Raw genomic sequence first — 12,140 nt, 5'->3', positions numbered from 1 at the left:
ACTTATTTAAACTGCCAATCGTAGAGTTGAATTTTTATTTTTATTTGTTGATGCTTTAACGTCAGTTTAGTTGGTAACCAGTAACCTGCGTTTTGTACGTAAGTGCCGTAATCTATTTGCCATTTCTTGCCTGTATTATCAAACCATAATACTTGCTTTGCACGGCCTAGTTCATCAACGACTAAACTTTGATCGTCAATGGTGCCCTTAAGCCAGTTATCGGCGTTATCAACAGGGAGTGTAAAACCCGTTAAACGCTTTAAAAGCTCTGCAGCATTAGTATCAAAGTACTCATCGCCGTCAAACTCTAATTCAGCACCATTTGCTGTTTGTTTAAGCGACAAAATACGAGTACCAATAAAAGTAGTCAGTATTAAATTATTGGAATTTGTTGTTTGCTGCCAATTTAAGTTTGCAGATTGACGCTCTTCTGGGCTTATAAACGCGAGTTTCCCCTCGACCTGCCAAGTTTTTTGAGCAGCTAAACGTGGTTTCCAATCATCATAAAGTGTTGTTTTTGTATCAATTTGATGGGCACAGCCACCTAATAATAAAAAAAACATGAATAAAATCAAATATTGTCGAATCAAATGTTGTTCCTTACTTTCCATATTCCGCTGATTTTTGGTAAAATTACCGCCTTTGAAGTAGGGCTCAGCAATATTTGGCAAATATGACCATAATAGCACTAGGTATAAATCACAAAACCGCATCCGTAGAATTACGTGAAAAAGTGGCTTTTTCGCCTGAGCAAATTTCAGAGGCGTTGCAACAATTAAGTGGCCATGCCGACTTTAATGAAGCGGTTATTGTGTCTACCTGTAATCGAACCGAGATCTATTGTAGCCTCGCTCAGCAAAATTCCCAAACACTGTTAACTTGGCTTGCCAGTTTCCATGGTTTGGATGAACATGAACTGAGCAGCAATATATACTGCCATGAAGGTAATGACGCCATTAACCACTTAATGCGCGTAGCGTGTGGGTTGGATTCTCTTGTGTTAGGCGAGCCGCAAATTTTAGGGCAAATAAAGCAATCGTTTTTTAGTGCTAAAACCCACGATGCAATAGGGGTTACTTTTGATAGGTTGTTTCAAAAAACCTTTTCGGTAGCGAAGCAAGTTCGCACTGAAACAAATATAGGCGCAAGTGCCGTGTCGGTTGCATTTGCGGCTGTTAATTTAGCAAAACATATTTATGGCAAGCTTGATCAAACCAATGTGTTATTGATTGGTGCTGGTGAAACCATTGAACTGGTTGCTAAACATTTATATCAAAATGAGCCTAAAAAAATAACGGTCGCGAATAGAACAATTGAACGTGCTCGCAGTCTTGCTGATGAAGTGTCTGCAGATGTTATCGCACTTGCACAGTTACCAGAACGTTTACATGAAGCCGATATAGTCATTAGTTCTACCGCCAGTACTTTACCTATTATTGGTAAAGGGGTGGTTGAGCAAGCGCTTAAGCAGCGCCGTCACAAGCCTATGCTATTTATAGATATTGCGGTTCCGCGCGACATAGAAAGCCAAGTAGGTGAGCTAGATGCTGCCTATTTATATTCCGTTGATGACTTACAAACCATTGTAAGCGAGAATATGGCAGCGCGTGAGCAAGCTGCACAGCAAGCGCAAATAATTATTACTGAACGCACCAAAGAATTTGCAATGTGGATGCGCTCACTCGATTCGGTAGATTTAATCCGCCATTATCGAAATGATGTACAAACAATTAAGTCAGAACTTGTAGAGCGTGCTGTTAGTCAGCTAAATACAGGTAAAGATGCAGAAAAAATTATATTAGAGCTCGCCAATAAATTAACCAATCGCTTAATGCACGCGCCTACCCGTGCAATACAAGACGCAGCGAAAAAAGGTGAAGTGGCGCAGCTAAACCAGTTGAAAAAAATGTTAGGTATTGATCAGGAATAACCGTTAAATGAAAGAGTCTGTTTATAATAAATTAGAAACCTTAGTAGAGCGTTACGAAGAAGTACAAGCGCTACTAAGCGACCCGTCGGTCATTAGTGATCAAAATCGTTTTCGTGGGCTTTCAAAAGAATACTCTGAGCTTGAAGAGATTGTAAAAACGTTTTTAACTTACAAAGAAACGCAAGATGATTTAGCCAGTGCAGAAGAAATGCTTAAAGATTCTGACCCTGAAATGCGTGAAATGGCGCAAGAAGAATATAAAGAAGCTAAAGCACAAATTTTGGCAATTGAAGATCAAATTCAAGTATTAATGTTGCCAAAAGATCCGCGAGATAATAACAACGTGTTTGTTGAAGTACGCGCTGGAACAGGCGGTGATGAAGCGGCTATTTTTGCTGGCGACTTATTCCGTATGTACAGCCGCTATGCAGAAACTAAAAAATGGAAAGTAGAAGTTGTGAGCACCAATGAAGGTGAGCACGGTGGTTACAAAGAAGTTATTGCAAATATTAGTGGCGAAGGCGTTTACGGTCAATTAAAGTTTGAATCAGGTGTACACCGCGTACAACGTGTGCCAGAAACTGAGTCACAAGGGCGAGTTCATACCTCTGCGTGTACTGTTGCGGTAATGGCGGAAGTACCAGAGGCAGAAGCGATACAAATTAATACCGCAGATTTAAAAGTTGATACATTTCGTGCATCAGGCGCAGGTGGTCAGCACGTTAATAAAACAGATTCTGCTATTCGACTTACACATATACCTACCGGTGTTGTGGTTGAGTGTCAGGATCAACGTTCACAGCATAAAAACCGTGCTAAAGCGATGTCAGTACTTGCAGCACGTTTACAACAGGCTGAAGATGAAAAGCGCCATGCGGCAGAAGCATCTGAACGTCGTGACTTAGTAGGTAGTGGCGATCGTTCTGAACGTATCCGTACTTATAACTACCCACAAGGTCGTATTACCGATCACCGTATTAACTTAACACTTTATCGTTTGAATGAAGTGGTAGCGGGTGATTTAAGCTGCGTTATTGACCCATTAATGCAAGAACATCAAGCTGACTTATTAGCGGCTATGGGCGACGAGTAATCGTGAGCCACACTCTTGAACAAGCTATTGCTGCAGGCGCTAATTTATTAGCACCTAGCAGCGAAAGTGCTAAATTAGACGCACAAGTTTTACTTCTACATATTCTTCAAAAACCTCACAGTTACCTTTTTACTTGGCCAGAGCATGCGCTTAATGCCGAACAACAACAGCAATTTAATACATTTTGCCAAAGACGTTTAAACGGTGAACCTGTTGCACATATTACGGGGCAACGTGAATTTTGGAGCTTATCGCTTGAAGTTAACGCAACAACTTTAATACCTCGACCAGATACTGAAACGTTAGTAGAACAAGCACTTGAAGTGGCTGTACCTGCTACAGCTAAAGTGCTTGATTTAGGCACGGGTACTGGTGCAATCGCACTGGCCCTTGGTAGTGAAATGCCTAATTGGCAAATTATTGCAGTAGATAGAGTAAGCGATGCAGTTGCACTGGCTACACGTAACCAGCAGCGATTGGCTATTAATAACGTTCACGTTAAGCAAAGCAACTGGTTTAGCGAGTTACATGGTGAGAAATTCAACCTAATTGTTACCAACCCGCCTTATATTGAAAGCAGTGATATACATTTAAATCAGGGCGATGTGCGCTTTGAGCCTTTGTCGGCATTAGTGGCTGATGATTGTGGAATGTCTGATATTAAACAAATAATTACACAATCACGTGACTATTTGTTATCTAGTGGCTATCTTTTAATAGAACACGGTTTTGAGCAAGGTGAAGCTGTTCGTCATTTCTTCAAAAAAATGGCATTTGTGGATATTAAAACAGTGAAAGACTTTGGTGATAATGACCGTGTAACGTTTGCACAGTGGCCCTAAAGAATAATAATTGCCTGCTAGTGCGTTAAATAATGCCATGAAGGAATTTCGACTATGATGGGTGATTTTTTATTTTCAGATGAGCCAGAAGAAGCAATCAATGAGATTGAACTCGGTACCTGGAAAGTATTAATCGTTGATGATGAACCTGAAGTTCATGCTGTTACAAAACTAGCGTTGAGTGATTTTGAGTTTCAAAATAAACGCTTAGAATTTATTAGTGCGTACTCAGGTGCTGAAGCAAAAGAGCTTGTGAAAGAGCATCCAGATGCAGCCATTGTACTACTTGATGTAGTAATGGAGACCGATGATGCCGGTTTGCAAGTTGCTAAGTTTATTCGTGAAGAAGCTAAAAATAATCATATTCGAATTATTTTAAGAACGGGTCAACCTGGTCAAGCACCTGAACGACAAGTAATTATTAATTATGATATTAACGATTACAAATCTAAAACAGAGCTAACGGCTCAAAAGTTATTTACTGTTATTATGTCGAGCCTGCGTTCGTATCGGGATATTATTTCGATTGAGCAGTCACGCGAAGGGCTTGAGAAAATAATTATAGCGTCCCGTGATATTTTTTCTGCGCATTCAATAGAGCACTTTATTGAAGGCGTTATGCAGCAGTTAACTTCTTTACTCGGTATTGCTGATCAAGCTATGTATGCAACTACTTTAGTTGCGCAAAATCCTGAAGCACAAAATAATAAAAAATTAATTGTTTGCTCGGGTACCGGTGACTTTGAAAAAAGTGAAGGTAAAGAGCTCGATGAGGTATTACAAGCTGAACAGTTAAGTGCATGTCATCAGGCGCTTAATGAAAAAAGCATTATTTATAAAGATAACTACTTATTTGCGTATTGTAGCAGTGAGTACAATCATAATTCGATGCTATTTATATCAGGTATTCCAAAGGATTTAACGGATACTCAGCGCCATTTAATTAAGATTTTTTCTCAAAATGTGCAACTTGCGTTTGAAAATGTACAACTTCAGTCTGAAATAGAAGCAACGCAACAAGAGCTTGTTTACAGGTTAAGTGAAGCGGTAGAGCAACGCTCAACAGAAACGGGTAATCATGTTAAGCGTGTAGCACATATTTGTCATATATTGGCACAAGGGTATGGCTTATCTAAGCATGATGCTGATTTAGTAAGGTTGGCGTCGCCTCTTCATGATGTAGGCAAAGTGGGCATTCCTGATGCGGTATTAAATAAACCAGCAAAGTTAGATGCCCAAGAATGGGAAGTGATGAAAACCCATACTGATAAAGGCTATACTATTTTAAAAGACTCGCCGCATGAGATTGTTAGTGCAGGCGCAATTATTGCAAAAGAGCATCATGAAAAATGGGATGGCTCTGGTTACCCACAAGGTTTAAGCGGAAACGCAATTAATGTATTTGGTCGTATAGTTGCACTTGCTGATGTATACGATGCACTTCGCCATAAACGATGCTATAAAGAACCTTGGACACTGCAAAACGTAGTTGATGAAATTAACGCTCAAAAAGGCACACACTTTGAACCGAAATTGGTTGAAGTATTTAACGAGAAGCTTGATGAGTTAGAAGCGGTTCTTAACCGTTTTCCTGATTAAATTTTTATAAAACAGAAGTACAGGGGCATATGGATTATTTAGCAGTAAAGCATTCACACATGGCAATTGCGATGTTGAGTGTGATTTTATTTTATGTTCGCGCATTTTCGCGAATGGGCAGTGGTAAATTAGCAAAAAATAAAGCGGTAATGATTGGTAGTCATAGTATAGATACTTTGTTATTAGTGTCTGCACTTACGCTTATATTTATGGCTAAAATTAACCCGTTTGAACAATATTGGCTATTAGAAAAAATAGTTTTAGTGGTTATATATATTGGTATTGGGGCTAAAAGCGCCAGACAAACTAAAATGACGGCTAAAGTTGCTTACGTTTTAGTTAACACTGCTGTTATTTTAGCGATAGGTTATTTAGCGACGTCTAAATCAGCTTTTTTGCTTTAATTTGCTTTAAGTAATACCTGACTATTTGAGCTTTATAGTTGTTTTATAAAGCTCAAATACGACTCTCTCTCAGAAAATATTCAAAAACATCTCTATATTGGTATATAGCTTTAAAGTTAGGTAAACTAGGCCTTCGTTTTCTAAAATGTTGCAGTATTAATGACTACCCTCGGGTTTGACGAACACGATGAATCTTATCTTGATGATGCTTACGATGAATTTACACCTCCAGCGATTTACCGCTGTATTAAAGCAGAGTCAAAATGGGACCCTCAGATAGATTTAACACCATGTTATGAAACTTTAACTGACTTTGAACAGCAAATTTCAGCGCTGTGTTTAAAAGTGAGTGATGAGCACGATCGCTTCGAAAAATTATTAGATATGTTTTACAGCGATTGGCTATTTAGTGCCTCAGGCTTAAAAGTGCCAGAATACAAATTAAATACATTAAGCTATACGCTTTCTATGCGTAGTGGCTCACCAACAACGCTTGCAATTATACTTTGTCACTTTTTACAACAAGCTAACTTTGATGCAAATCTTAGTCTTACGCTGGGTGATGTTGGTGTTCATGTGGCGATAAGTGATGAAGAGGGCTACATAATTGAGCCAAGCAGCGGGCAACAAAGCTGGTATATCATCCCTGAAAACGCAGATGAAGATGATGGGCAAGAACAAGAGCCTTTAGAGTTAATTTTTGATGACGAAGTATATAAGCTATTTTTAGCTCAGCAAAAATGGTCTTTCATTAGCGAAAACAAATTTGGTCATGCTTTGACCTGTGTAGAGATGCTAATGGAGCTAATAGGCGACGACCCGTATGAGAGACGCGACAGAGGTTACTTATTAAATCAGCTCGGTTGCCCTAAAATGGCACGTGATGATTTACAGTTTTTTGTCGATGAGTGTCCGGACGATCCTGCAATAGAGATTATTCAACACCAAATAGAAGAACTAGAAGATAATAATAAAACGCACCATTAAGAATAGGAATAATTATGGTTGAAACTCAAAGCGCATTAATTACAAATGATGCCGTTGTGCTTGGTTTGCTTGCTATTATTTTGGGGTTTATTTTTAAAACCTCAAACAGTGAGCGTCCAGCTTTAAAACGATTTTATAAATACGTACCTGCTTTACTACTGTGTTACTTTTTACCTTCGTTATTAAATACCTTTGGTATTGTAGATGGTAATAAATCCAATGTTTATTATGTGGCTTCGCGCTACTTACTGCCTGCTTGTTTAATACTGCTTACCATTAGTATTGATTTAAAAGCTATTATTAACTTAGGCCCTAAAGCGCTCATTATGTTTTTAGTGGGTACATTGGGCATTGTTATTGGTGGGCCATTAGCTATTTTAGTCGTGAGTGCATTTGATCCAAGTATTGTTGGTGGTCATGGGCCCGATGCAGTATGGCGCGGTATGACAACCGTTGCGGGTAGCTGGATTGGCGGTGGTGCTAACCAAGCATCAATGAAAGAGATGTTTGAAGTTGGTGGTGATATATTTTCTGTAATGATTACAGTAGATGTAATAGTCGCGAATATTTGGATGGCTGTTTTATTGTTAATGGCAGCAAACCATAAAAAGATTGATGCAGCTACGGGTGCTGATACAAGCGCAATTGAAGATTTAAAAAAACGTGTTGAAGCCTATCATGCTGAACACGCACGTATTCCTACTCTTAACGATTACATGACGCTGCTTGCAATTGCATTTGGTATAACCGGTTTAGCGCATTTTTGTGCTGACTTTTTAGGTCCGTACTTTGGCACGACTTATGAGTGGGCAAAAGAATACAGCTTAAACAGTAAATTCTTTTGGCTAATTGTTATATCAACAACGATTGGCATAGGCTTATCGTTTACTAAAGTTAGACAAATAGAAGCGTTTGGCGCTTCAAAAGTAGCCTCTAGCTTTTTGTATATTTTAGTTGCATCGATTGGTTTGCATATGAATGTAACCGCTATTTTTAATAACCCAGGGTTATTTTTAGTTGGTGCCATTTGGATGTTAGTGCATGCAAGCATAATGTTAGTAGTAGCTAAACTAATTAAAGCACCGTTATTTTATATGGCAGTGGGCTCGCAGGCTAATGTGGGCGGTGCAGCGTCTGCACCTGTTGTAGCATCAGCATTTCACCCTTCGCTTGCGCCTGTTGGTGTCCTGTTAGCTGTACTGGGCTATGGTGTGGGTACTTATATGGCTTATATTTGTGGATTAATGATGCAAGCAGTTGCACCGTAAGGAATTTAAATGAAAGACCAAATTATTAAAATTAATGAAATTGAACTAGCAAACAACAAACCGTTTGTATTGTTTGGTGGTATTAACGTATTAGAATCTCGCGATTTAGCTATGCGTGTTGCAGAGCATTACGTAGAAGTTACGACGAAACTCAATATTCCTTATGTATTTAAAGCGTCATTTGATAAGGCTAACCGTTCTTCAATCAATTCGTACCGTGGTCCTGGTATGGAAGAAGGTTTAAAAATATTTGAAGAGATTAAAAAGACTTTCAACATACCGCTTATTACTGATGTACATGAACCGCATCAAGCAGCACCTGTTGCTGAAGTTGTTGATGTAATTCAGTTACCAGCCTTTTTAGCACGTCAAACAGATTTAGTTGTGGCGATGGCTAAAACAGGTGCAATTATTAACGTGAAAAAACCACAGTTTTTAGCGCCACATGAAATGCGCCACATCATTACTAAATTTAATGAAGCGGGTAATAATAACATCGCACTTTGTGAGCGTGGTTCTAGCTTTGGTTACAACAACCTAGTGGTTGATATGCTGGGTATGGATGACATGAAAGCAATGGCGCCTGTTATTTTTGATGCAACACATGCACTTCAGCGCCCTGGTGGCCGAGCTGATTCTGCTGATGGTCGTCGTGCACAAGCAGCAGAGCTTGCACGCAGCGGTATGGCGCTAGGTATTGCAGGTTTATTTATTGAGGCGCATCCAAACCCTAATGAAGCTAAATGCGATGGCCCATGTGCGCTAGCGCTTAGTAAGTTAGAAGGATACTTAACGCAAATGAAAGCGGTTGATGATTTAATTAAAAGCTTTGCCCCACTTGATACAAGTGCAAGCGATTTATAATTAAGCATGATGTTTATTAAAAAGCGACTCAGGTCGCTTTTTTTATGCCTTTAATATACACAAACTTATATGATGTATATAATCTCACGCATAAGAAAAACTAATTCTAAGCTTGGTTATTATGTCAAGACGGGTACCTCCATTAAACGCATTAAAAGCCTTTGAAGCGGCTGCGCGTCATTTAAGTTTTACTAAGGCTGCAGAAGAGCTCTATGTAACGCAGGCGGCAGTAAGTCATCAAATAAAAACACTTGAAGAGCATTTAGGTTTAAAGTTGTTTTTACGTAAAAACCGCTCATTATTATTAACTGAAGAAGGCCAAGGCTATTTTTTAGATATAAAAGAGATTTTTACTCAGCTTATTGATGCAACTGAAAAGCTATTAGCCCGTGGTGCTAAGGGCTCATTAACAGTTAGTCTAACACCAAGTTTTGCTATTCAGTGGTTAGTGCCTCGTTTGAGTTTGTTTAATGAGTTACACCCAGAGATAGACGTGCGAATAAAAGCACAAGATCAAGATGAAAACTCACTGACTGATGACGTAGATATTGCTATTTACTATGGAAGAGGTCATTGGAATGGCGTACAAGCGTACAAACTTCATACCGAATATTTAGTACCACTTTGTAGTCCTATGTTATTAAGCGGATTAAAGCCGCTTGATCAACCTAGTGATTTAGCGCATCACACCTTATTGCATGACACCACACGTAAAAACTGGAAAACGTGGATGAAAACTGCAGGCGTGCGTAACATTCAGGTAAATCAAGGACCTATATTTAGTCACTCATCAATGGTGTTACAAGCTGCAGTACATGGGCAAGGTGTGGCAATTGGTAATAGTGTATTAGCTAAACCCGACATAGATGCAGGGCGTTTGGTTATTCCGTTTAATCACAGTCTAGAAAGTAAAAATGCATATTACTTAGTGCTTCGCGAATCGCAAACCGAGCTTGGTAAAATAGTTTCGTTTAAAGAGTGGATGCTGAGCTTAGTAGAGCATGAGCAAGAACATGAGTATTAATAATGATTGAATGGTTTAAAAGCACCGCACAACCTGCAATTGCACAGTTTATATTTGCGCATGGTGCAGGTGCCGGTAGCGATTCTGACTTTATGCAACATATGGCAAAATTAATAAGCGAGCAAGGTGTTGATGTTGGTTTATTTGATTTTGAATATATGCAAATTGCTAAACAAACTAATAAACGTAGGCCTCCTGAGCGAGCGCCAAAGCTACTTACTTATTATGAGCAAGTGCTTGGTCAGGCGCAGCCAGATTTACCGTTATTTATAGGCGGTAAATCGATGGGCGGACGCATGGCATCAATGCTTGCGTGCAGCACAGAGCAAAGACTTTCGGGTGTTATTGCATTTGGTTATCCATTTCATCCGCCGGGTAAGCCAGAAAAGTTACGCACCGATCATTTTGCTGATATTGTTTGCCCTTTTTTAGTATTACAGGGCGAGCGAGATACATTTGGTACACGTGAAGAACTGCTTACTATGGAAATGCCAAAACAGCCTTTACTCACATGGCTGACTGATGGCGATCATTCATTAAAACCACGTAAAAAAAGTGGCGTAACTGAACTGCAAAATAGAGAAACAGCAGCGTTAAGTGCCGTTGAATTTATTAAGCAACAAGTAGAGATGTGTTAAGACTCGATTAGGGGATTAGATGATTAAATTATTTTTAATGGCCGGCAGTATTTTTTGTATGCTCTCGGTTATGTTAGGTGCATTTGCTGCCCATGGTTTAAAAAGCCGTTTATCGGAGTATTCATTAGGGGTTTTTAAAACAGCTGCTGAGTATCAAATGGTGCATGGCCTTGCACTTATTGCGGTGGCTATTTTAATTAAATGGGGCATAAATCTGAGTTGGGCTGGTGGCTTTTTTATAACGGGCACACTACTTTTTAGTGGCAGTTTATATTTACTCGCTCTAACAGATATGAAGTGGCTAGGGCCGATAACACCGCTTGGTGGATTGTGCTTTATTATTGGTTGGATTGTTATTTTAGTGCAAGTCGCACGATTTAAGTTTTAAAGAGTTTAAGGGTTAATATGTCTAGTGTTGTGATTTATTGTCGTAGTGGTTTTGAAAGCGATGCCGCTGCTGAAATAACGTTTCATGCTGCAGAGCAGGGTTTTGCAGGGTATGTAAAAGCAAAGCCAAATACAGGTTATGTTGTTTACGAATGTTTTGAAGCGCATCACAGCGACGAAATAATCAAAAAAGTCGATTTTAAAAATATGGTGTTCGCACGCCAATGGTTTGCCGGTACATTACTTGAAAACATGCCAGTAGAGGACCGTGTAAGTGCAGTAGTTGAAGCTGCTAAAGATTTTACATTGTGCTCAGAGCTGCGCGTAGAAACGCCAGATACAAATGAAGGCAAAGAGCTTTTAACGTTCTGTAAAAAAATATCAACGCCGCTTAAAAAAGCCCTCGAAAAACAAAATACAGTACTGCGTGAGCCAAAAGCAAACCGCCCAGTAATGCATGTCATGTTTTTAACAAACAATACGGCTTATGTTGGTTACTCGTATAGCTTTAATAATTCTCCATTTTTCATGGGTATTTTACGCCTTCGTATGCCAAGCGATGCACCGAGTCGTTCAACGTTAAAACTCGACGAAGCGTTTAATGTATTTATTCCTGAGCAACAACGTGAATCACGCGTGGCAGCAGGTATGCGCAGTGTTGATTTAGGTGCATGCCCGGGTGGTTGGACTTATCAGCTTGTACGCCGTGGTATGTTTGTAAGTGCGATTGATAACGGCCCAATGAATGACGATTTAATGCAAACGGGGCAAGTTAAACATTTTAGAGCAGATGGTTTTAAATATCGCCCAGAAAAAAGAAATATTACTTGGTTAGTGTGCGATATGGTGGAAAAACCAACCAAAGTGACTACGCTAATGATTGACTGGGCAGTAAATGCATACGCAAAAGAGTTTATATTTAACTTAAAACTACCTATGAAAAAACGCTTTGATAGTGTTTATGAATGTCTTTCAATGATAAGAAAAGAGCTTGAGAAACATAGTATTAATTACGAGTTACAAGCTAAACATCTCTATCATGATCGTGAGGAAATAACCGTTCATTTAAACGTTACTAAGGTGCCACAAAATTTGTATAGTTAA

General features: G+C 39.3%; 13 protein-coding genes. 12 read left to right on the top strand and 1 reads right to left on the bottom strand.

The features are described from left to right. Positions 1-2: 2 nt before the first annotated feature. The gene (gene lolB, locus I6F48_RS12985; RefSeq protein WP_101164113.1) at positions 3-590 is read right to left on the bottom strand and encodes a lipoprotein insertase outer membrane protein LolB; all 588 of its coding nucleotides are present in this window, start codon (positions 588-590) and stop codon (positions 3-5) included. 83 nt (positions 591-673) lie between these two features. Between lolB and hemA the strand changes: the two genes are divergently transcribed. The 12 genes from hemA (at position 674) to rlmM (ending at position 12,140) form a co-directional block, all read left to right on the top strand. Beyond that, entirely contained in the window at positions 674-1,930 is a 1,257-nt protein-coding gene (gene hemA / locus I6F48_RS12980) for a glutamyl-tRNA reductase (protein ID WP_010554718.1), read from the top strand. Between the two features lie 7 nt (positions 1,931-1,937). Continuing rightward, positions 1,938-3,023 (top strand): peptide chain release factor 1, encoded by a 1,086-nt coding sequence (prfA, locus tag I6F48_RS12975; RefSeq protein WP_024593863.1) that lies wholly within the window; start codon positions 1,938-1,940, stop codon positions 3,021-3,023. 2 nt (positions 3,024-3,025) lie between these two features. Further along, positions 3,026-3,865: a peptide chain release factor N(5)-glutamine methyltransferase gene (gene prmC, locus I6F48_RS12970; protein ID WP_165728898.1), complete on the top strand. Its 840-nt coding sequence runs from the start codon at positions 3,026-3,028 to the stop codon at positions 3,863-3,865. A gap of 54 nt (positions 3,866-3,919) precedes the next feature. Then, positions 3,920-5,464, top strand: a complete 1,545-nt coding sequence (locus tag I6F48_RS12965; protein ID WP_007583964.1) for a response regulator — start codon at positions 3,920-3,922, stop codon at positions 5,462-5,464. A 29-nt stretch (positions 5,465-5,493) separates the two neighbouring features. After that, positions 5,494-5,868, top strand: a complete 375-nt coding sequence (locus I6F48_RS12960) for a SirB2 family protein (protein WP_007583965.1) — start codon at positions 5,494-5,496, stop codon at positions 5,866-5,868. 159 nt (positions 5,869-6,027) lie between these two features. Then, entirely contained in the window at positions 6,028-6,855 is an 828-nt protein-coding gene (locus I6F48_RS12955) for a tetratricopeptide repeat protein (protein ID WP_007583966.1), read from the top strand. A gap of 14 nt (positions 6,856-6,869) precedes the next feature. Continuing rightward, positions 6,870-8,123, top strand: coding sequence for a DUF819 family protein (locus tag I6F48_RS12950; RefSeq protein WP_007583967.1), 1,254 nt, complete (start codon positions 6,870-6,872; stop codon positions 8,121-8,123). Positions 8,124-8,132: 9 nt separating this feature from the next. After that, a complete protein-coding gene (kdsA, locus tag I6F48_RS12945; RefSeq protein ID WP_007583968.1) occupies positions 8,133-8,987 on the top strand; it encodes a 3-deoxy-8-phosphooctulonate synthase in 855 nt (284 codons plus the stop codon). 121 nt (positions 8,988-9,108) lie between these two features. Beyond that, entirely contained in the window at positions 9,109-10,011 is a 903-nt protein-coding gene (locus I6F48_RS12940) for a transcriptional regulator GcvA (protein ID WP_002958561.1), read from the top strand. A gap of 2 nt (positions 10,012-10,013) precedes the next feature. Further along, complete coding sequence (locus I6F48_RS12935; protein WP_165725707.1) at positions 10,014-10,649, top strand: alpha/beta family hydrolase; 636 nt, start codon at positions 10,014-10,016, stop codon at positions 10,647-10,649. Positions 10,650-10,668: 19 nt separating this feature from the next. Further along, positions 10,669-11,037: a DUF423 domain-containing protein gene (locus I6F48_RS12930; RefSeq protein ID WP_007583972.1), complete on the top strand. Its 369-nt coding sequence runs from the start codon at positions 10,669-10,671 to the stop codon at positions 11,035-11,037. 17 nt (positions 11,038-11,054) lie between these two features. Then, positions 11,055-12,140 carry a 23S rRNA (cytidine(2498)-2'-O)-methyltransferase RlmM gene (gene rlmM, locus I6F48_RS12925; protein WP_007583974.1) on the top strand — a complete coding sequence of 362 codons (1,086 nt, stop codon included), beginning with the start codon at positions 11,055-11,057 and terminating at the stop codon, positions 12,138-12,140.

This window comes from Pseudoalteromonas sp. SWYJ118, assembly GCF_015864505.1.
Classification (GTDB): Bacteria; Pseudomonadota; Gammaproteobacteria; order Enterobacterales; family Alteromonadaceae; genus Pseudoalteromonas; species Pseudoalteromonas arctica.
This window is presented reverse-complemented; position numbering and strand designations above follow the sequence as displayed.

Bases quoted from the DNA above. Each gene is read 5' to 3' on its own strand.
- I6F48_RS12930 (WP_007583972.1), top strand. From the start codon at position 10,669: ATGATTAAATTATTTTTAATGGCCGGCAGTATTTTTTGTATGCTCTCG.
- I6F48_RS12965 (WP_007583964.1), top strand. From the start codon at position 3,920: ATGATGGGTGATTTTTTATTTTCAGATGAGCCAGAAGAAGCAATCAAT.
- I6F48_RS12950 (WP_007583967.1), top strand. From the start codon at position 6,870: ATGGTTGAAACTCAAAGCGCATTAATTACAAATGATGCCGTTGTGCTT.
- prfA (WP_024593863.1), top strand. From the start codon at position 1,938: ATGAAAGAGTCTGTTTATAATAAATTAGAAACCTTAGTAGAGCGTTAC.
- I6F48_RS12935 (WP_165725707.1), top strand. From the start codon at position 10,014: ATGATTGAATGGTTTAAAAGCACCGCACAACCTGCAATTGCACAGTTT.
- kdsA (WP_007583968.1), top strand. From the start codon at position 8,133: ATGAAAGACCAAATTATTAAAATTAATGAAATTGAACTAGCAAACAAC.
- rlmM (WP_007583974.1), top strand. From the start codon at position 11,055: ATGTCTAGTGTTGTGATTTATTGTCGTAGTGGTTTTGAAAGCGATGCC.
- I6F48_RS12940 (WP_002958561.1), top strand. From the start codon at position 9,109: ATGTCAAGACGGGTACCTCCATTAAACGCATTAAAAGCCTTTGAAGCG.
- hemA (WP_010554718.1), top strand. From the start codon at position 674: ATGACCATAATAGCACTAGGTATAAATCACAAAACCGCATCCGTAGAA.
- I6F48_RS12955 (WP_007583966.1), top strand. From the start codon at position 6,028: ATGACTACCCTCGGGTTTGACGAACACGATGAATCTTATCTTGATGAT.
- I6F48_RS12960 (WP_007583965.1), top strand. From the start codon at position 5,494: ATGGATTATTTAGCAGTAAAGCATTCACACATGGCAATTGCGATGTTG.